The sequence below is a fragment of the Pseudoteredinibacter isoporae genome (assembly GCF_040372805.1).
Classification (GTDB): domain Bacteria; phylum Pseudomonadota; class Gammaproteobacteria; order Pseudomonadales; family Cellvibrionaceae; genus Pseudoteredinibacter; species Pseudoteredinibacter isoporae_A.
On sequence record NZ_BAABWJ010000004.1, the window covers coordinates 68,700 to 89,352 of the forward strand.

Consider the following 20,653-nt stretch of genomic DNA (forward strand, 5'->3'; position numbering starts at 1 on the left):
CGGTCGGTTATTCTAAATCATGCAGCCCCATATAAAAACCATTGGCTGCACCGGTGTTTCCCAAACGGCTGGAACGGCCATAGAGTCGATATAAGCTTAGAATTGAAAACCTATATCGAAATATTTTGATATAGGTATAATGCGAGGCTAAATTACCGTCGCTATTGGCTCGCCTGAATCGCCAAAGCGCACTAGCATAGCCACAGCAATACACAACAAACTGCCGGCCTATTAGGTCAGAACAAGCGGTCTTAAAGGAAACACAGAATGAGTCAGTCACAACGCCCCGATATACACCGAGCTCTAGAAGAGCGGATCCTCATGCTCGATGGCGGCATGGGTACCATGATTCAGGGCTACAAGCTGCAAGAGGCTGATTATCGAGGCGAGCGCTTTGCCGACTACCACTTGGATGTCGCAGGTAACAATGACCTATTGTCGATTACTCAACCAGACATTATTCGAGATATTCACACCGCCTACCTAGAAGCCGGTGCCGACATTATCGAGACCAATACCTTTAATGCCACCCAGATCTCCATGGCGGATTATAAAATGGAAGAGCTGGCCTATGAGATCAATTTTGAATCCGCCAAGCTTGCGCGAGAAGCCGCCGATGCAGTTACAGCAAAGAACCCGCAGCGCCCTCGCTATGTTGCCGGGGTTATTGGCCCAACCAGCCGCACCTGCTCCATTTCGCCGGATGTAAATGACCCCTCTGCACGAAACGTAACGTTTGACCAACTCGTTGAAAATTACCGCGAATCAGTTTCAGCTCTGATGGCCGGGGGTGCTGACCTGATTCTGATCGAAACCATTTTCGACACACTGAATGCGAAGGCTGCGGTATTTGCGGTACAGGAATACTTTGATGAGGTTGGCCAGTCTCTACCGATTATGATTTCCGGCACCATTACCGATGCTTCCGGACGAACCTTATCGGGACAAACGACGGAAGCGTTTTACAACTCTCTGGCACACGCCAAACCCATATCCATTGGCCTGAACTGCGCATTGGGTGCCGATGAATTGCGCCCTTACTTGAAAGAACTGTCCCGGGTTGCCAATTGCTATGTGTCTGCACACCCTAACGCCGGCTTGCCCAATGAGTTTGGAGAGTACGACGAAAGCCCGGAGGATATGGCACAGGTTGTTGAAGAATTCGCGTCCAGCGGTTTTGTCAATATTATTGGTGGCTGCTGCGGTACCACACCCGCGCATATTCAAGCCATCGCCGAGGCGGTGTCCAAGCACCCTGCCCGTAACATTCCATCGTGGGATGTTGCCTGTCGCCTGGCCGGACTCGAGCCTTTTAACATCGAAAAGAGTTCATTGTTCGTTAACGTTGGTGAACGTTGTAATGTGACCGGTTCCGCTCGTTTTAAGCGTCTGATTATCGAAGAAGATTACGATACCGCTTTGGAGGTAGCACAGGAACAAGTAGAAAACGGTGCACAGATAATTGATATCAACATGGACGAAGGCATGCTCGATGCCGAAGCGGCCATGGTGAAGTTTTTGAATCTGATTGCCAGCGAACCCGATATCGCGCGCGTACCAATCATGGTCGACTCTTCCAAATGGGAAGTGATTGAAGCTGGTTTGAAGTGCATTCAAGGCAAGGCCGTGGTGAACTCGATCAGTTTGAAAGAAGGCGAGGAAGATTTTATCGCCAAGGCCAAACTGTGCATGCGTTACGGTGCTGCCGTCGTCGTTATGGCCTTTGATACTGACGGACAGGCCGATAACCTTGCGCGGAAAATTGAAATTTGCGAGCGCAGCTATCGCGTGCTGGTCGACAAAGTAGGTTTCCCACCCGAAGACATTATTTTCGATCCGAATATTTTCGCCGTCGCCACCGGTATTGAAGAACATAACAATTACGCGGTGGATTTTATCGAGGCGGCGCGTTGGATACGCAAAAACTTGCCCCACGCCGGCGTGTCGGGTGGCGTTAGTAATGTGTCTTTCTCTTTCCGTGGAAACAACCCCGTGCGTGAAGCCATTCATTCTGTGTTCTTGTATTACGCCATTAAGGCAGGCCTAAACATGGGCATTGTGAATGCCGGACAACTGGCGGTTTACGATGATTTGCCAGCGGAATTAAAAGATCGAGTTGAAGACGTTATTCTGAATCGCAGTGACGAGGCGACCGAGGCTCTGCTGGACATCGCCGATCAGTATCGCGGTGATGGAAGCTCTGCCACTAAAACGGAAAACCTTGAATGGCGCAGTTGGCCCGTAGCCAAACGTCTGGAGCATGCTCTGGTCAAGGGTATTAATAACTTTATCGAAGAAGATACCGAAGAAGCCCGCAAGACCAGCACTCGCCCTCTTGATGTGATTGAAGGTCCGCTGATGGACGGCATGAATGTCGTCGGAGATCTGTTTGGTCAGGGTAAAATGTTCCTGCCCCAGGTTGTGAAATCAGCTCGCGTGATGAAGCAATCTGTTGCTTATCTGCAACCCTATATTGAAGCTGAAAAAAGCGATGGCGCCACGAGTAATGGCCGAATCTTAATGGCGACAGTTAAAGGTGACGTTCACGATATCGGTAAAAACATCGTTGGCGTTGTTTTGCAGTGTAATAATTTTGAAGTGATTGATCTCGGGGTTATGGTGCCCTGTGAGGATATTTTAAAAACTGCGGTTGAGAAAGACTGCGACATCATTGGCTTATCCGGATTAATTACCCCCTCGCTGGATGAAATGGTCACGGTGGCAAAGGAAATGCAGCGCCAGAACATTCAGAAACCTCTGCTCATTGGCGGTGCGACCACTTCCAAAGCACATACCGCCGTAAAGATTGACCCGGAATTCGATTTGGATCAGGCAATCTATGTGGCCGATGCGTCTCGCGCAGTGGGCGTCGCCAGCAAACTGCTGTCTAAAGACAAAGCGCCCTATCTTGACGAAATTAAAGCAGAGTATGAAAAAGTTCGCGAACGAACGGCTAAACGCAAACCCCAGGGCAAGGTCGTAACCTACGAGGAAAGTAAAGAGCGCGGTATTGAGCTGGATTGGGATTCATTCACCCCGGTCAAACCAAGTTTCACCGGCAGCCAAGTCTTTGATGACTACCCTCTGGAAGCGTTACTCGACACCATCGACTGGACGCCTTTCTTCATTTCCTGGGACCTCGCTGGAAAATACCCTGCCATTTTGGATGATGACATTGTCGGCGAAGCGGCAAGAACCCTGTTTGCCGATGCCCAAGAGATGTTAAAAGACCTGGTTGAGAATAAGCGCCTTAAAGCCAAAGGCGTCATTGGTCTTTGGCCTGCCAATCGAGTTAATAACGAAGATATTGAGTTCAGCAACGCCGAAGGTGAAGTACTCGGTAGCATTCACCCTATTCGCCAGCAGGCGATCAAGGCAACCCGCGATGTGGCCGAACCGCCGCTGATCAGCCTGGCGGATTTTATTGCGCCTAAGAGCAGCGGTAAACAGGATTATATCGGCGGTTTCTGTGTCACCGCTGGCATCGGTGCCGAAGAGCTTGCCAAAGATTATGAAGCCAAAGGCGATGATTATTCTGCAATTATGGTCAAAGCACTGGCAGACCGCCTTGCTGAAGCATTTGCTGAACATATGCACCAGCGCGTCCGCAAAGATTTTTGGGGCTATCAAGCGGATGAGACCTTGAGCAATGAAGAATTAATTAAAGAGCGCTATCAAGGCATACGCCCTGCTCCGGGTTATCCAGCCTGCCCCGATCACAGTGAAAAAGCTTTCCTGTTTGAATTATTGAACGCGGAAGAAAATATCGGCGTTGCTTTGAGCACCCATTTTGCCATGACCCCTGCGGCCTCAGTTTCGGGCTGGTATTTTGCTCACCCAGAAAGTAAATACTTCAACGTGGGTAAAATTCAGGAAGACCAGGTGCAGTCTCTGGCGGAGCGTAAAGGAATCAGCCAGGATGATATGGAGAAATGGATTCGCCCCAACCTGGCCTACTGAAATAAGCCTCAAACGCGTCTTACCGCGCAATAAAAAAGGCCGCTTATGCGGCCTTTTTTATTTAAGCCGTTTCAGCTGATTTACAGCAGAAACGCGGCAGCGGCACCCGCAATTACCAACACCGCCACAACGCCAATAATCAAACCGGTTTTGGACGAAGAACCTTCAGCCGCCGCTGGTGCAGCCTGTTTACTGCTTGCGGTCGCACCGGATAAACGAGCTTCAAAGGCAAACTCCACTGAGCCCAAACGAATAATGTCACCAGACTTGAGGAAGGTAGACAAGCCCTTCTTATCATTCACGAAAGTGCCATTGGTGGACATCCAATTAACGATTTTCCACAGAACGCCATCGTTCACTAATTGGGCATGTTTACCAGAAACGCTGCCATCGTCGATCACAATGTCGACCTCTTCAGACCGGCCAAGGTGCCAGATATTGGTACTTTGATCGCCCTGTAGCTCATAGATACGACCACGAACAGCATCAGACAAGCCCACCAGACGCGGAACCTCACCCAATGGTGGAATCTCAATACGGCCGGCCATGTAGTCGGAAACCGCTGCTGAACGCTCCACGTCGAAAACGATCTGGGTTTGCGAAGCACTTTCCAGGCCCTCACCTTCAGACCATACCGACGGGATATCCGCTTCCGCTTCACGCTTATTGGGAGAGATAACACTAAAAGTGTCCGTATCGATAACGATAATATCGCCGTCGAACAGACTGGCTGGAGCGCTTAATTTTTCACCGTTCAGGAAGGTACCATTGCTGGAGCCTTGATCACTGAGCACCAAATCGCCTTCTTTCAGCTCGATGGCGGCGTGCCGGCGAGAGGCAATATCGCTTTTGAGAACAATGTCACAGTCGTCGCTGCGACCCAGAATGGTGGATGCTCCCAAAGACAGAAGCTCGCCAGTTTGAGGATTCTTTAATTTACAGTTGTCGCTTGTGCACTCAACCATCGTATTCGACCTTTACTTATTCTTACATCCAATACAAACCGTGTAATCTATCGCGTCATTATGAAAACAGTATGAATGCGCTCGTTTACACACTACAGCTTGTCGCTCTGCACGACCCACTCAACGATCCGATTAGCAAATCGCCTGAGTATCAGCTCTGGCTATTTCATCAGAAGCTAATTATACCCAAATAAACTAATAGCCCAACCGCTCCCAGCAACAAAATAGCGATAATGAGGCCGATTAGCCATCCAGGAATGCCATTTCCTACGTGATCTTCGAGCGCATCGTAGTCTAATTGGCTTTTGGGTTTCACGGCATAAACTTGCGTGGTTGAAAATTCCTCGGTGACACTTTCGCTGCTGGTAATATAAGCGCCATCGTTTGGCACATCCAAAGGATAATATTCGCTGTGGCCAGAGAGATTGTGTGTTTCCACTGCTCGACATTCGAGCCTGGCGGCTTCGGGTACAGGCATGTCATTAGCGACAAGCATCACGGTGATATTGTCTTTGCCGCCGGCATCATATGAGGCCTGAACCAAACGCTCGCAGCACACTTCCAGGCCCTCGGCGGCGTTGTCGTGAAGCAAGCGAGCAATTTCAAAACCGCCCAGTTCATCATTTAAACCGTCGCTGCAAAGCAACAATAACTCACCTTGATATAAATCCCCTTCACAGGTGCCAATGTCCAACTCAACGAGCGCTTCGGCACCGAGTGCCTGAGTAACCAAATTACGATCGTTACGGGTTTTCGCATCTTCCGCATTGATAATGCCTCGCGACAGCAAGGATTCAACATAAGAATGGTCGCGACTGATCTGGGTGAGCTCATGCCCGTCCCAGATGTAAGCGCGACTGTCACCTACCCAGGCAAGATCAAAGCGTGCACCGTCGAATTTGGCCGCAACCACTGTGGAGCCCATGCCTGCGCCACCTCGCCCATCCAAGACGCCTTTTTTCACTTCAAGGTGAGCATTGGCAACCGCTTTTTCCAGGTCGGTTTGGCCTTCTTTTAGATCATTCCAAAGAGTGGATACAACAATGGCGCTAGCCACCTCGCCCGAGGAATACCCTCCCATACCATCGGCAACCGCCGCGAGCCCCAATTCATCATCCGCAAGAAAAGAGTCTTCGTTTAGCTCCCTTCGACCGGTATGGGTGCATCCTACGATTCTAAGCACTGATTCACCTCACTATGGGTACATGGTTGAGAGTAAACGCTGGGCCACACCGGCAAAGCGAGTTTGTTGGAAAGCAGACTCACTGGCGAGTGAGCTGTAAAAGCTGTCCATCAGATTGGCATAGCTGTCGCTCTGATTGAGCGCGAGGGTCAGGGTTTCAACAGCAAGGAAAGCCTGCTCCGCACTGGTGTAATCACGATACTGACCCGCAGCACTTTTACTCAATATGCGCTTGCGAAGCTCGCTGATTTCATTGCGATTGTAGTTTTTACTGAGCAGGACATCTTCTATGCTGGAGAGCTGCGTTAACAGACGGTTGGCAGCGGCTCGTAAGGTAGCAATGTCTTTTCGCGATGCCACGTGCAGGCCACGAGAAAGGGTCAGCAATTCCTGAGCAGCAGCCTGATCACGTATAAAGCTGATGCCAATCAGCATTTGCAAAGCGGCATCATTTAAACGCAAGTCGCCTGGCTTCAAGCCCACTTCAATGCTGGTTTGCTGCCAGTTTTTCTTATCCATTGGGTGGTGGCAGGCGTGGCAATCGTAAAAGGACAATTCTGGAATCAAGCCATTCGCCGTTAATAAATGACTGTTGTACAACTCGAGGGTTTGTTTGGCGGTGTAATACACACCAGCGACCCACATCGTTACGGATTCAATCTGCCCTTTGCGCTCAAGATAATCCTCATCAACCACATAGTGCGCGGGTTGGTTCGCTGTGAACGTTTCCAATTCAAACGCCAAACGTGGGTGACCTGCACCCATAATCCGGTGGGTGGCGAATTTATTTTTGGTGCCCAGGTGGCAGGACAAGCACATTTCCGCCCGGGGCTTTGGCGACTCGGTTGGGTACATGCCCGCCTTCAGATTATCGGCATGGCTCACCCCTTTTTTATAGTGGCTGTCCAACCAGGTTTCACTGCCACCATGGCAAGCTTCACAACCTACACCGTCACGAATCACAAACTTGGGACCGCGCTGACTCTGGGGAACATTATCGGCATGACAATCCAAACAGAGATCAGCAGTATGCGCAGACGCCAAGCCGAGGTTTCTGGCCATGCGCTTTGATTCGTCGTTAAACAAAATCTTGTACGCCTTGGAGTGCAAATCTTCGCGACTCCAGGTGCGGTACTCATTGAGTAAGGCATAGGAATTGGCATCGGGTGCCGGCTTGCCGTGACAAACACTGGAGGCACACGTCGCAACCCCCATGTGTTTATGTGGCCCGGTGATGACATTGTCCTCGGCCACAGCAGCGCTGCTTCCCAGAATCAGAAGGCCAAAGAGATAAGTGGGCAGTCTTAACATACTTATTTTCATGCTTAATCTTCTTTGTCTTTTACGGTCCAGACTTTGCCGGATTTATCTTTGTAGAGCTTGTTGATTTCTTCTTTGTTCAACGGTCTCGAACCACGGCGTCCAAATACTGCAACCTGGCCACCGGTTTCATCCACCGCACGATCACGCTCCAAGGCTCTGGACAATGCCAACGCAGGTTTCTCGGTCTGATAATGGGCAATCAGGTGCGGATTGGGTTTCGGACTGAAGCCATAGAACTTCGGCTGAATTTCCGGTGAGGTCAACTGCAGAACTTTCATCCCGCCGCGGCCATCAGCAATGTAAGCAAATAAAGAGGCATTCGTACTCGCAACGACAACGTCTTGGGCATCCACCAGTTTTCCATCAGCAGTGAACATCTGTGTGACTTTCATCTGTGTGGGCTTTTCTATATCAATAATTGCCAAGCCTTCACGGCCCGCCGCAACATAGGCATAGGTACGAGCAATAAACACTTTCTGGGCATCCGCTAATGGAATGGTGTTGTTTTGCACCACATGGGCCTTCTCAGGATCTGTGATATCAATTACTTTCAAACCATCAGCATCAGTCACAAACAGATAACGGAATTGCACTGACGATGCTCGACCATCGTTCAGTGGTGTGACCGATACCACTTTCGGGCTTAAGGGCTGATCGATATCCACGATCACCAAACCGGCGTCCGCCATGATGTAGAGATAGTGGCCGCCTATACTGATATGTCGAGCCCCCTTAAGAATGCCCTTTTCGTTCCATGTCAAAGCACGCTCAAGAAAATTATTACGCGGCTCGCCATCGGACAAAGTGTCTATGTTAACCAGAATCAATCCTTCCTCAGAATCGGTCACAAAGACATAGTGATACAACGGATGCATGGGTTGTTCCATATTGGTCACACGCATCAATTCACCGACATTTCGAGCCGGAGCAACGGGCTGAGTCGTTGGCATCAAAATACAGGTGGCGTTCTTGCTCGGTACATTCGGATTGTGGCCCAACGGACTAAACGGTGCTGAGATAATCCGCTGCGATACCCCCTTGTTGTCGATCGAGGCAATGTCAAAAACGCGCAGACCTTGTTTACCTGCCGCGGTGTACAGATACTCTCCGCGCATCTGTAAGCAGGCGCTGCGACCGGAACTGTGATTGTAACCATTGGCCAACTTCTGGCCGGCTTCCTGGTGGGTTTTATACCAATCCGGGTAAGCGTATTTATGCAAATAGCTGCCACGAACCGCCTGCGGCTCATCCCACTCGGTCACTTCAACACCCACCACTTCGCCATCGCCGCCAACCCAGGCAAAGCGACCGACAAAGTCAATAAACTTGGTGCCTACCCCCAGAGTCTGCGTGAAGATGGCGTTATTGTCTTCAGTGTTCGCCAGATGGCAATCGCTACAGGTTTTGGTTTCTGTTTTCCGCACAGTGTGTGGGAAATGCGGATTGATCGCCTGGGAACTGAACCCACTTGAGGCTACCGGCGGTTGCTGAATGTAAATTCGCTCGCGGTTCGAGTTTGTGGAGGACAACACCAGTGCAGACGTTGAACGAATCGGTGCATACTTTCCGCCCTTATGCTGCTCACGTTTACCAATCATAAAGATTTGGTCGCGGGAAACTTGCGGATTATAGGTTGCGTAGTTTCGAGTCTCACCGCCTTCATAGTGGTGGCGCTCGGTTTTTGCGTTCGCCTCAATCGGCAAGTGGCAACCACCGCAGCTGGTCGTCCAAGCCGTATGACAGGTATAGCACTCCATGCTTTCATAGGTATGCGCACGCTCCTCTTCAGGAACATCCTCTCCCCAATTCTGCTTGGCGGTATCCTTTGACATCAACTTAGCGCGCGCAGCCTTTTCGTTATAGCCCGGATGCCCTTTGCTCACGCTGTCTTTCACCAGGCTTAATTCCCACTCCAAGCCAGGGGTGACCAATGAACGCTGAATCAGCTTGCCGTCCATCCATTCGAAACGCAGTTGACCATCGGGGTTTCGCAATACTGACAGATCCGCACCCTTACCCAATTTTGCAGGGCCGGACGTTAACAAGTTGGGATAGCGGTCGGCGCTACCATGACAATCGATACAGGCAATTTCAACGGCCGCAGCAACTTCACCATAAATATGGCCGTTACCATGGTTATCTTGAGCGAAGTGACAGTCGGAACAATGCATGCCTACATCCGCGTGAATAGAAGACATGTGCACCGCTTTCTTAAACTTGTCGGGATCTTCATCGGAAACAATATTGTTTTCCGCATCCAAGAGATTACCTTTGCGGTCCCGTTTAAAGATGGCGCGAAAGTTCCAACCGTGGCCGTGATAATCGGCAAACTGGGTGTCGTTCAATTCAGGGTTTAAGGACGCCACTTCTTTTAGGAATTCAACATCCGCCCACTTGCCACGAGGGGCTGCACCTTCGGGGTTACGATCCAAAACCTCACGCTTTCTTGCTTCCGAAGGATATTGTTGCTCCTCTGGCCACATAGCTGGGGCATCGGACTCGTAGTCCCACATGGTGTAGCCGAGATAAGTATTCATAAACATATTCGGCTGGTGCATGTGGCAGATCATGCATTGGCTGCTGGGAACCGCACGACTGAATTGGTGGGTCAACGGGTGCCCTGACTCGTTCTTCGGAATGGTGGGGTCAACGGTCTGTGTTTTACCCTCGTGCCCAAACTTCGCGTAAGGCCCAGAGTGTTTCGGGTCACGGTCATTGGCGTACACAACGTGACAAGACGTACACCCAGAATGGCGGTAATCACCCGGTTGATCATTGGTGCCCATAAACCAGAGGAAGGGATCATTCAAACGGGTTTTGTGAATGTTGATCAACGGCACAGAAATACGTGCGCCGGTTCCAGGTCCACGATTCGACTGTCGGAAATCGGGGCGACCAGGTTCTTCCAAACGTTGAATCAGGCCCAGGCTGTTGGGAATGCCGGTTTCTGGAAAAAGGTTGGTAATGTTACGGCCACCGCGTTCAAACACTCGGAAAATATCACCGGGTTGTACCGTCTCCCAGTTCGGCAGTGGGTACAAGGCAGCAACAATACCCTTCGCTGCCATTTCTGGTGTTACCTCCGTTGGATTGCTCAAGGACGTGGCTTCGCCATCTCGGCTGTAGGATTCACCCAATAAGTACTGTTTAAACGGCAAGATGCCATTGTTATAAGAGGCCCCGCCCCAGAGCATGGCCCCCGTTGCGTGCAGGCTTCTCTCGGAGGCCAGAATGATGTTCATATGACAGGCGCCGCAAGATTCACGAGCGACACGCAGATCACCTGGGTTAATAAACCGAATAAATTCCGGGGATTCTTTGTTCAATAAGGCGTAGGTGCGTTCTGGGTTAGCCGAGCTGGGGTAATTCCAAAGATCGGGATAACGCGGTAAAACGTGCGCTTTTTCACGCAAACGTGCGTAGCCTTCATCACCAGGACTTTCCTGTTGGCGCATCACACTGGAATCACCACCGTGACAATCCACACAAGCCAACTGAATCGCTGGGTTGTTGTGCATATTTTTACTGTCGGACTCGGTGTGGCAACTCACACAGCCTTCGTTTTTCTGAGCCACCATTTCCGGGCTCTGTGAGGCTGGTGCATTCGCCGCAGTAACATAATCACGCTCAACCGGTTTTGGGCCACCCACCGCCCAAACAACGGAGGGAAGTAACAGCAAACTGAACATCAGAAACCGCTTTGACAGCCGCTTCCGAACCGTATTGTCCGGGTTGAAAACAGTTTTTGCGCACATGGCTTTATCCATTCCCATCACTTAATCACTTTTTCCTTGCTGTTAACAAGCAACTCACGGCTTGATTGGCTCTCTACTCGGAGCATTAAATTAATAGGTCAACACGAGATTGAACAACAATGAATGCTGAGTATCGTCACCAAACAATTGCTCAAACCCTTTTCCTGGCAATAAAGCTGCATACGAGAGACGTGCAACAATATTCTGACTCATAAATGGGCGATAAATCAGCGAGAGCGATACATCGGTCCCGATAGATTCGTCGACATTTGCCTGTTGGCGAGCCACTTCCAGTACTTCGGTTTGATCGAACCACAGTTGATTCACATTCACCGTCGCCCGCAGCTCCGGCAAAATATCAAAATCCGCACCGACACCGATCAAGCGAACACCGGGATTAGTAAAGTTCGATTGACCATGCTCCTTGGAAGCCCGCAGATTATTCAACAAACCATTACGAGTCGATAACGTTACCTTACCGCCAGCCGCCAGAGGCACGCCCTGTCTCAACCAATAGCTGGTATCAGCGCCTGCGAACTGTGGGTTTTCAAAAATCGCGTCAAAACCGTTTTCTTCATCATCGAAAGGATTGTCATCGCCCGATGCCCACAGCACCGAGCCACGAAGGCGAACCCAGTCGAAATCTGCACCGACTTCTGCGGCCGCAAAGAATGAACGAATATCAGTACGCTGATTCACGAATGGGCCGCGATTCTGCTCACCCAGTGCGGCATACATGGAATGCGTTAAGTTGATACGGCCAAAGTGACCATCCGAGCTGAAGCCCAAATACGTGACGTCATAATTACGAAAGCGCTCAAAGCCAAGAGACGCTGGACGTTGAATAATGTCATTCACATCGTAGAAGAACTCATCTTCGCGATTGCGGTTGTGCACCACAGAGAACTGGGAGAAGTGCCCCAGAGCAATCAGGTCCTGCCAGATGACATTCGCGATAAAGACATCGTCTTCCCGTGGCGCTTCGCCGATATCGTTTAGACCACTGTTCGTGTCTTTTTCCAAACGGCGGAACCAAGCCAGGTTGTATTGAATCCGGTTGTTATCGCGAATGCCAAACAAACGCACACCAAGCTGATTGTCCTGGAATAGAAAACCACGAAAATCATTATTGAAGGGCTGAATGCCTACACGAATACTGTCGAAATCATAATTGTCTGACACATTGCGCAAGTGCACATCAATAAAGGCACCCTGAATACCAACAAAAGCATCGTCTCGGCGCACGCCACGTTGAGGGTTGGCATTAATGCCCGCTAACTCATTTACCACAGTATGGTTGAAGTTAAAAACGGGAATAAAACGGAATTCATAATCGGGTGGTCGAAAAACAGTGTCGCCTTTATAGTAGACAAATTCCATTGCCACCTGCTGTATAACCGAATGCTGTTCGGTATTACCAAACAGGTCGATATCACCGGCATCAGCCGTGGTCTGGAGGCCGACAGGTGTCACAACCTTACGCCCTTCGTAAATCGTATCGGAGATTACCCCCAAGTTAAAAAACCAATCATCATGCAGGGGTACATCGCCTTTCAATGTGTTGCGATTGTAGGGGTCCCACCAGTTGTCGGTATAACCGATTGCCTCAACAATGCGCCAACGATCTGGAAAAACCACGCTGTCTTTGTAATCGTTAACGCTAGGGCGTGGGACCGGAGATTCTTCCACATCCTCACGCAACACTGTGAAAGTTTGCTCTTCTTTCAGTCTGGCATCGTTCACGGCACCCGGAGCTCGGCGTCGAGGTTTGCCATCAACGACTGTTTCAACAATTTTGTCATCGGCTTCTGGCAGCTGACTGCAGTCCACTCGGCCGCCAGGACGACGTCGGCGCTTGGCGGTATTGGCCGCCTGAGCGGCTTCACATTCCTGTCGAGTTTGCTGCGCTTGAGCATAAGCCTGGTTCGCTAATGGCAGCTGTAAAACAGCGGACACCAGCAATGAGCAAACTGCGGTTTGAGTTATAGCAAAACCAGGATTGAACGTTCGGTTCCTTGCCATCGTCTCTATCCCCTACTTTCCTGCGCAGACATTTTGTTCATCACTGCCAATAAATGGCGACTGAGGACAACTGATATAACGCAGACGTGTGCCTTTGGGTGTTAGTGTATCGGCCCTAATTTCCGGCGGAGCATTATTAAAACTGCCATTCATCTTTTCAGCAGCGCGGTGTACGCCCAGGAACGCAATCATGTCATCTTGATCAACACCATCGCCTGAAATACCAATACCACCAACCAGGGTGTTGCCTTTGTAAATAGGCACGCTGCCCGGGAAAATCTGAATACCGTTCGCCACATTGGTGGCCGCAGAACTGGCCGTCCCACCAAAAGGAACGCCAACGCAATTCGACCCAACATCTTCAGCTTGCAAGCCGGCGACATGCAGCAAATGGCTGACGACGGCATTCATTGCAAGATCCAACTGCAACCCAGTCGAGAATGGGCTCCACTCTCCTGCGGGTTTACTCAGCGGCCCTGGAGGTGCGTTATCGACGCCGTCCGGATAAAAAGGTCGGGACAAGTTACCACCGGCCCGATCAGAAAACGCAATGCCATTTCGCAGCGCCGAGCTATCTTCCACAAAGTCCGCCAGTGCCTGGACGTAATTCGCGATATCAATTTCACGCTTAGGGCTCAAGTCCGAATTCAAGTACTGAGTCAACGGCAAATTCTGCAGAAAATCCGCCGCACCAGTTGATGAGAAAAAGGCCGCCGTGCGTGCCTTTTGTAGAGACACGTCCGCACCAAAGATCGGGGCGTCACGCGTACGGGCCATACCCAGCACATCACCATTGGCATCAACAACGGAAATGGTTACTCGAGCTTGCGTGCTCAACGGGCGACGAATCTGCGCGCGCGCCTGATTGGCAACACCCAACGCTTCATCGATGATCGCCTGCACTTCGTCTGCAGTAAGTTGGGAACCGGCACTTGGTGGAAAACGATCCTGGCCGGCCGCATCAACAAAAACGAATGCATCTCGACCGGGGTAAGTGCTCGTATCGGCCCGTATCCCCGAATTCGCCTGACCAAAGGCCCGCCCATCACGCAGAGGAACATCCAGGTAATCGGGCACGGTAATATATTGGCCGTCACCTGAGGTTAAGGCTGTGGAAGCTCCTGGCGTTGCCGTTAATTGGCTGTATTCCACGTCACTGTAGCGTAACACTTTACCGTCGACGGTGATCCGATCAGCGCGTCGATCAACCGGTGCTTCGAAGCCTACCGTGGCCGCCAATGCGATCAATTCATCCTGATCCATATCAGAATCGGTAATCACTTTGTCAATGGTATAAATGAAGTCACCGGCGATAACGCCCACCCCGCCAACAGGGACGTTGTCTTTGTAGAGCGGAAAACCACCTGGATCGGCCGACAATCCTAAAGGTGATTGCTTGGGCCCAATACCCTGTACTGAGTTATCCAGAGTGAAATCCGAACAGGCGAACTGACTGAACTGCACGCCAAACAGCGGGCCGGCCGGCTGAACACGTTCGCCCGGGTTAAAATGTTCTTGCACAATCTGACTGGCAACTCGGCTGCTGAACGCATTACCTTCGGTAGACAGATAGGCACCCGTGATGGCCTTTGAAATGGCCGCCAGGGCATCTGCACCGACAGCAATAGGCAGTTCAATATTTTCCAAACCACCATCAATATCACTCGGGCCACTGCTGTTGGTTGAGATCAGCAGTGATTTGCTGGTATCAATGTCTGCGGTACGGTAAACCGCCAGCACATTCCCTACCCGATCGACCACTGCAATGGTCGCCGCAACACCCAGCGCTTTCGCTTCGGCAACCGCCTGCTGGACAATCGTTTCGACCTCGGCAGTACGTAAGAACGAGTCCGCCGTCGCACAACCTCCTTCACAAACCACCGGAGGTGGAGGGGGTGGTGGCGTTGGGGTTCCTTGATTCGGTGTGGTACCGGAACCGCCACCACCACCGCCGCCACAACTCAACAGGCTGAGTGAGGCTGCGACTAAGAGCCATTGTTTAAGACTGAATCCTTTACGGCTTAATCTCATGGTGTTTTTTGCTCCAACACAGCAGGCATTTGTTTGACCCAAATCGCCTGATTTCCTGGTATGTGGTAATTGTGGCAGGCCACACAATCCAACGGTGCGGCGTGCTCGGCTTGATCATCGTGACACTGAAGACAGTTATCGCGACCTGGAATCAGAATGTCGTGACTCTCGGAAGATTCGCCGGCCTTGTGGCAGTCTTGACAAATTTCATCTACCGGCGCATCACGCAGCAATAAATGAGTCGCGTGATTAAAGCGCCCTTGAGAGAACCAGTCGTTATTCAGTTTGACGGGTTTCACCGTCCAGAAACTGTCAGCCGCAGGTTTACCATCAATCTGGCGGGCTTCGGTTTTCTCGACTTCGTGACAGGTTATGCAACCGGTTTTCGTAAACTGATTTTCCAGCTCCAAGGCTGCACGTTCCCGGCCACAAGTTAATGCGCCCTTCTGGCAACGTTCCAGATCACGGCGCTTTCCGGGAACCCGACGAACATGGTCAATGCCTTCAACGCCTGAATCTGGATCAGCAAACATGCGGATGTAATATTCCTCAAGAGTTTGCTTCACCAATAATGGCGAACCATGGGGCAATTGACGACTTGGCTCCGCATCATCAAAACCCAAACCATGACAATCACGACACATGCCTTCCATCGTAATGGGTTCAAAATGCTCTTTATCTGCACTAAGCACATGGCAGGATTTGCATTCCAGTGCTTCACCACTTTCCTGGCTTTGCACTTTATCGACATCAAGGTGCAAATCATGTGGGAACTTCAACTGGGAATTTTCTTTCAACTCTGAGCTGTAAGGCACGCGGGACAGTTCCCACTTGAATCCATCGAAGCCCAACAGGCCCAAACGGAATTCAGGGTGCGTTTTCTCGTTAAAGCCGGAAACATTGGCAACTGAATCTTCAGTGTTGACATTGCCAAGCGTGGCGATATCACCGTGACAATCCACACACAAAGACTGATCCTTGATGATGATGGTTGCAGGCTCATTGTGTTCCTTGTGACAGGTGCCACAGCGGTATTCTTCAAATGCCGGAATCGCCGGATGTTGAGCATGAACATGCTGTTCGGTATTACTGTGGCAAGAAAGACAAGCCTGATCCTGAACCATTTCAAATGGCTTGGCATGGCAGCTGGTGCAATCGTCACCGATCGCAGGAATACGGTGCGCAGGAATCAAAGGGCCGCTCGACCAGTGTTTATCGGTGGGAATGCCCACTTTCGATAACGTTTTACGGGCGTCAGCGTCGTACATTGACCACAAGGGAAAACCCAGGGCGAATACCAGAACTAAGGCCGAAACAAGATAAGCCAGACTGCGATTGTAACCCAGTCCTTTTAAATCTGTTTTGAAACGCTGCTTGGTGGAGTGCTTAACTTCTGCGTCAATTTCAAATTCCAACGCACAGGCGAAACCCGCTGGCGGAGACACCAGCTCGACACTGTGCCGACCGATGGCCAGCTTCTGCCCTATGTTAAGAACGCCTTTGCTTAACGGTTGCCCGTCGATGTCAACTCGGCAATTCTTGGCGCATTCAAATTTGGCTGACTGATTATCCAGCGCCGTAATAACCAGATGCTTAGCGGCGACGTCCTCACCGGCCAGTTGTACTAACTGTCCTTCGCCAGAACCAATCTGTATTGCCGACGCCTCAAGCTGGCTATCGTTTTGATCGATAACCTTGTTCCCGGTCTTTCTTGTTTGTCGTATTAAATAAAGCATGGCTTACCAGTATAAAAAAACGGTCACAATGTGGATGATCAAGGCCACAATTAGAATAATTGTTGTTGGAATATGGAACAGCAGCCAGACTTTGAGCCTGGCCTGTAAACTGATTTCGCGTCGAATGCGGTTCAAGAGCTCACGTCGACGACCAAAGATATACAGAATATCCTGCAAATCCTGAGCTTCCTGTTTTTTGCTCACGTTAGGAATGCGTTTGGCGATGTAGTCGATTGCAGCCTGTTGATTGTGGTTATCAACCACGCTTGTGCGGCTTTGATTGTCTTCAGAAGCACTGAGCTCAACTTTTGAATTGTCCCGCCCCTTGAGCTGGCTCCACAAGCCTCCACCTAAACTGGTACGGGCAATCGCGCTGTTAATCAACGTTTGAATATCGGTGTTACAACGTGACGCAATATCCTTACCCTGTTGGTCAAGGTCATCCAATTCCGCAAAGCGTCTATCCAGACTTTGATTACTCCGGTTTTGGGAGAGTTTGTCCGGAAAACGCAGGTAGGCGTACAAACCGTAGAAGCCACTGAAAATCACGATGCACATCAGCACATAAGCGAGGGTGTGCACATTCCAGCCAAACTGAAAAGCACAGTGCAAAGTGGCGATAATTAATAGGCTGGTGCCCAAATAGATATGAGCCGAGGTCCACCCCTGAACTGTGCCCATGGTCGACGAATAACGACGTTTACGTACACCCAGGTAAGCTAACCACAGAATGAGCAACGCCCCGACGGTACCCAACACATACCCCTGCCAAGTGCCACCGTTTGGCGGGCGCCAACCTTCCTGACTGAAGTATAGGCCGGTCGAACTAATCAATAAAAACAGCGCCAACCAAAAATAGCGCCCGCCTTTATACTCTAATATATTGTTATACATAGCTTTTTCTTAGTTCTTCTTTTCACTAATTGGTTTGCTCATGCTAAGGAGCGATCAATTCAACAAACTGTTCCGGGTTCAGTCGTTCCACAGCCCCGACTGGACAGGAACGCACGCAGGCCGGCCCGCCTTTCTGACCAACACATGCGTCGCACTTGACCGCTTTTTTACCTTTATCCAATGCTTCGGCACTTGGTTGGTATGCAGGATCCTGCCCAGGACCATTACCGCGGCCAAATAACATCCACTGCAATAAGCCGGGCTTTTTCGGTGCGTCGTAAGCCAGCTTGATCACATCGTATGGACAATTGGTTTCACAGTTACCGCAACCGATGCAGCTATTGTCAATAAACACTTCACCGGTTACCGCTCGGTGAATGGCGTTGGCCGGACAATCCTTCATGCAGTGCGGCATTTCGCAATGGCGGCAGGAAATCGCAACATTGATATGCCCATAGCGCTGCCCGGATTTGCGGTCCAGGCGACTGATACCGCCATGGGTTTCCGCACAGGCTTTCTCGCAGTTATCGCAGCCAACACAAAGCTTTTCGTCAATAATCAGCGCGCTGGTTGATTCTCCCAAACCCTCGCCCATCAAAAATGAAATCAATGACCCACCTTCCGGTAGAGATTCCATTTGATTGGATACTTTGAGCTTTTCGCTGGTCGCGGCTTGAATATCGTGAACACGCTCGGGGTCTTGTTTTAACAGTGCCAGGAATTCTTTTTGTTTGATCAATAACGCTTCAACCCGCACGGTCGCTCTCGCTGACTCTCGTCGCGTCCGGTCGCCCATCAGGGCCATCTGACCAATCATTTGTCCAGATTGAGCTTGCCCAACCACAACCCCTTGACTGCCACGCTCACGCTCGAGGCTGATGGTGCCGCTGCGGATCAGATAAAGGCAATCACCCTCATCGCCCTCCTGATACAGATAGTCACCGGCATTAAAGGTTTTGGTTTCGGTGTTCTGAGCAATATCCCGCAGGTCAGCCGTATCAGCGTCCGGGGCGAAATACTGCTGCAGGAACCGCACCACGAATATCCAGTCGATACCTCCAAGAATTTCTTCATTGGAGTTCATCAACTTCACCATGGTACGACGTGGTGTTTCGATCAGAATGGTGTCTTCACCGGCGATGGCATTGCCCACTCGTGGGCGCCCGGAAAGCAGACTCATCTCACCAAAAAACTGGCCCGGCTTGATAATTTGACGGTGTTGGCCACCGGCCGACTCGAGGATGACCTCCCCTTCAACGACAGTCAAAAAAGTGTTGCTGTAATCCCCGTGGCGGTAAATATAATCGCCCGCCTTAATTAATTTGGTAATCTTGGGGCTGGCGGGTGCCGCTTCACGCTCAGCCTTGCTGACTTTTTTACCTTTCTGTTCCAGCTTGGCAATACGTTGGGCTTTTTTCTCTTTCAGCTCAGCAAACCGGGCGTCTTTAACTTGATCCGATTGCAGCTTAAGTTGAGACAGAATATCTTCATCGGCTTGAGACACCAGGATATCACTTTCAATAACCAACTCTCTAAACGCCAAGGTATTCATACGGCGGAACATAGGGATCCGCTGTTGATAAAGACTCAGGATTTCTTCAACGTCGCTGACATAAGGCAGCATTTTAAGCTGCAGATCGAGGATCGGATGATCCGCCGGCTTAACCTCATTACCCCGAATGTATTCGACGACATCGTAACCCTGGTTCATGGCCTGTTTGATCAGGGGATAGCCACCCAAGGCACCGATCACGTATATGCCTTTCACATTGGATTCGTAACGCCCGCTGAGCTCAGGAATGGCGTCGGGTTTGTCACTGGGAAATTCAATACCACAGGATTCGATAAATTTTCGAGGCGGAATGGCGCCGAGGCGCGCGATGATTCGATGGCAAGAAATATCCACTTCACCTTCGGGCGTATCCAAGGTCAGAACACCGGCTTCACCGGCATTTTCTGGTAAGACCAAACGCGCCACAGACGAACGATAGTAACAGTCAAAATCCAGGTTTTTATCGTTGATCGCCGCCAAAACGGCATTCAAGTTACCTTCTTTCGCCCGGCTGAATTCCTCACGGCGGTTGATGATGTACACCTTGTTTTGCTTGGCCAGGCCCAGTGCGTTTTCAATCGCCGCATCACCTGCACCAACCACCACAATGGTTTCATCTTTATATTCGTCGGGGTCATCCAGCTGATATTGCACAAAATCCGAGTCATCACCGGAAACGCCAAGTTTACGGGGGTTACCCTGCATGCCAATGGCCAGAATCACATTCTTTGCCATGATGCTCTCGCCGCTCGCAAAACGAACCGTGAAGTTACCGGCCTCGCCATCAATGGCCGTGACTTCCGACTGATACCGGACGTTGATTTCTTTTTCTTTGATCCCCTCATCCCAGCTGTTCAGAATTTCCTCACGCTTGCCCGAGGTAAATTCAATTGGGCTGCGTAAATCCAAAAAGCCAGGCTCATCCATAACATGCTTGCCTTTTTGATAACGATAGATCGTTTTGGCAGTGTATTTGAAGCCTTCCAACAGGATGTGGGTATAGGGATGGTTAGGATCGTTTTTACGAGCTTGCTGATCATATTCAGCCGCTCTTGCCGCAGCACTAAGCCCTGCGGGCCCAGAACCAATTACGGCTATCTCGTAAATATCAGACATGGAAGCCTTTCCTTATCAGCCTAATGCGTAATGGCTATTATTCTCATTCGGCCAAACACACCTTAAGTACACCGAGAACAATTAGCGAACCGACTCGATAAACAAAAAACCAGCAG

General features: G+C 50.5%; 10 protein-coding genes. 1 reads left to right on the forward strand and 9 read right to left on the reverse strand.

Features of this window, described 5'->3' with window-relative positions; translation table 11 throughout:
• The first annotated feature begins 267 nt into the window (after positions 1 to 267).
• Positions 268 to 3,960 (forward strand): methionine synthase, encoded by a 3,693-nt coding sequence (metH, locus tag ABWW03_RS10140; protein WP_353408068.1) that lies wholly within the window; start codon positions 268 to 270, stop codon positions 3,958 to 3,960.
• Positions 3,961 to 4,040: 80 nt separating this feature from the next.
• On the opposite strand, the gene ABWW03_RS10145 is transcribed toward metH, so the two are convergent.
• The 9 genes from ABWW03_RS10145 to ABWW03_RS10185 form a co-directional block, all read right to left on the reverse strand.
• Positions 4,041 to 4,925 carry an FHA domain-containing protein gene (locus ABWW03_RS10145; protein ID WP_353408070.1) on the reverse strand — a complete coding sequence of 295 codons (885 nt, stop codon included), beginning with the start codon at positions 4,923 to 4,925 and terminating at the stop codon, positions 4,041 to 4,043.
• A gap of 169 nt (positions 4,926 to 5,094) precedes the next feature.
• On the reverse strand, positions 5,095 to 6,108 hold the full coding sequence (locus ABWW03_RS10150; RefSeq protein WP_353408071.1) for a PP2C family protein-serine/threonine phosphatase: 1,014 nt from the start codon (positions 6,106 to 6,108) through the stop codon (positions 5,095 to 5,097).
• Positions 6,109 to 6,120: 12 nt separating this feature from the next.
• The gene (locus ABWW03_RS10155; protein ID WP_353408073.1) at positions 6,121 to 7,431 is read right to left on the reverse strand and encodes a multiheme c-type cytochrome; all 1,311 of its coding nucleotides are present in this window, start codon (positions 7,429 to 7,431) and stop codon (positions 6,121 to 6,123) included.
• Between the two features lie 2 nt (positions 7,432 to 7,433).
• Positions 7,434 to 11,198 carry a hypothetical protein gene (locus ABWW03_RS10160; RefSeq protein ID WP_353408074.1) on the reverse strand — a complete coding sequence of 1,255 codons (3,765 nt, stop codon included), beginning with the start codon at positions 11,196 to 11,198 and terminating at the stop codon, positions 7,434 to 7,436.
• Positions 11,199 to 11,276: 78 nt separating this feature from the next.
• The gene (locus tag ABWW03_RS10165; protein WP_353408075.1) at positions 11,277 to 13,208 is read right to left on the reverse strand and encodes a hypothetical protein; all 1,932 of its coding nucleotides are present in this window, start codon (positions 13,206 to 13,208) and stop codon (positions 11,277 to 11,279) included.
• A 12-nt stretch (positions 13,209 to 13,220) separates the two neighbouring features.
• Entirely contained in the window at positions 13,221 to 15,239 is a 2,019-nt protein-coding gene (locus tag ABWW03_RS10170; RefSeq protein WP_353408076.1) for a heme-binding protein, read from the reverse strand.
• Positions 15,236 to 16,975: a cytochrome c3 family protein gene (locus ABWW03_RS10175; RefSeq protein WP_353408077.1), complete on the reverse strand. Its 1,740-nt coding sequence runs from the start codon at positions 16,973 to 16,975 to the stop codon at positions 15,236 to 15,238. Before ABWW03_RS10175 ends, ABWW03_RS10170 begins: the two co-directional genes overlap by 4 nt.
• Positions 16,976 to 16,978: 3 nt before the next feature.
• Positions 16,979 to 17,869, reverse strand: coding sequence for a hypothetical protein (locus ABWW03_RS10180; protein WP_353408079.1), 891 nt, complete (start codon positions 17,867 to 17,869; stop codon positions 16,979 to 16,981).
• A gap of 43 nt (positions 17,870 to 17,912) precedes the next feature.
• Positions 17,913 to 20,537, reverse strand: a complete 2,625-nt coding sequence (locus ABWW03_RS10185) for a cyclic nucleotide-binding domain-containing protein (protein ID WP_353408081.1) — start codon at positions 20,535 to 20,537, stop codon at positions 17,913 to 17,915.
• Positions 20,538 to 20,653: the final 116 nt, after the last annotated feature.